The 701-nt window shown below is 43.7% G+C and carries 1 protein-coding gene; it reads left to right on the top strand.

Annotation, left to right across the window (positions count from 1 at the left end; all coding sequences use genetic code 11):
- Positions 1 to 701: ATP-binding protein (locus ACFIKB_RS09550; protein ID WP_375653524.1), on the top strand; the 701-nt coding region annotated here is incomplete at both ends.

Genomic DNA, 701 nt, shown 5'->3' with positions numbered 1-701 from the left:
CTATCAAATGCGCTCCCAGCGTTTCCAAAAAAGTATAAATGCTTTGCAATGTGGGGCTTTAGGGGGCATGCATGATAGGGGGTATGCGAGAGAGCTTGTGGATGCTTTGCAACGCGAAACCTTACAGGGTGTGCGTGATGGGGCTTATTTTACAGAAACTGAAAAAAATATTGCGCAAAAAAACTCTGTTCTTGCCGAAAAAAGCTATGGGTTGATGTATGCACGTGGTTTATCTTGTATTCCCCGCGAAGCGTTGTTGCATCGAAAAATACGCTTGATTCGTCCGCTCCTTAGTGTAGAGCGTAAAACATTGCGTGCCTATTTGCGTTTCAAGGGAAAAACATGGATTGATGATCCAACAAATGAAGATTGCAATTTTGAACGCGTGCGTGTGCGTCAATCCCTTCAGCAAAAAAAGCTTACCAATATTGTTCAAAAGGTTCGTGAAGCTGCATTTCAACGTCGACAACAGGCACAAATGGTTGCCGATTTGATCTTGGCTTTGGATATCATGGTTGAATATGGACGGTGTTTTATTGCAAAGCCTGCGCCATTCTTACAGCAGCATCCAGGTTTTCCCTTTGTTGTTGGGCTCTTTGCTGTGTTGATGGGAGGGGGGAGATATTTGCTTTCTTTGCAAAAATTGATCGGTCTTATCCAAAAACTGTGCCTTCATTCATCAGAAACGCGGCGCTTTACTT

It is taken from the genome of Bartonella sp. MR110HLJHH (assembly GCF_042194225.1).
Lineage (GTDB): Bacteria > Pseudomonadota > Alphaproteobacteria > Rhizobiales > Rhizobiaceae > Bartonella > Bartonella grahamii.
Note: the sequence above shows the minus strand (reverse complement) of the source record. Positions and strands in the feature narration are given on the sequence as shown.